Annotated in this window: 1 protein-coding gene; it reads left to right on the top strand. The window is 45.8% G+C overall.

All coding sequences use genetic code 11. The features are described from left to right. Positions 1 to 80: 80 nt before the first annotated feature. Complete coding sequence (locus RMT89_RS40680; protein ID WP_315888784.1) at positions 81 to 332, top strand: hypothetical protein; 252 nt, start codon at positions 81 to 83, stop codon at positions 330 to 332. The last annotated feature ends 288 nt before the right edge of the window (positions 333 to 620 follow it).

Raw genomic sequence — 620 nt, 5'->3', positions numbered from 1 at the left:
TGTCGCTGCTGTCAATCTTGTAGGTGGTCTGAACCATACCTACGAAGTTGATGCACAATTGCTCGAAGTGGAAGAATACTATGGAAAAAGTCATTCTGAATGAGCAAACAAATGTCCGCTTCAATGGTGAAACCAAGATAGTGACATTCTATTTCAAGTACCCTGTCTGGCTTCCTGTATCAAAGCAGGATGCTATCGACACTTATGACCTGCGTGATGAAGGCGATAAAATTCGCATCAACTACCTGAAGAAATCCACGCATGTCTTCACCGTCACAGTACCAGCCAGCAACATTAGTTGCGTCACAATGGAGCCAGTAAGGCATGTGTGAGTTCATCGCATCCAAGAGCCTATCGCCAGAAGACTTTGCTCGCTTCAAGAGCCAAGTTGCTAACGATATGGCTGTCTATCGCAGGAGGCTAGTCGAAGCTCGTAAACAGCGTAAAGAGGCTCACGAATTCGCTCAGAACCTCTCACGTCATATCAACGAAATGAAGGCATACTGCCTTCGTCATGGAATTGACCCCAATGATCTCTAAGTTCTACGCAGGCTTTGGGCATGATGACACACCTGATGACATCATGCACATCATGCAAAACTTTGGAACCATGGCTGAAA

The sequence above is a fragment of the Streptomyces sp. P17 genome (assembly GCF_032436805.1).
Classification (GTDB): Bacteria; Actinomycetota; Actinomycetes; order Streptomycetales; family Streptomycetaceae; genus Streptomyces.
This window is presented reverse-complemented; position numbering and strand designations above follow the sequence as displayed.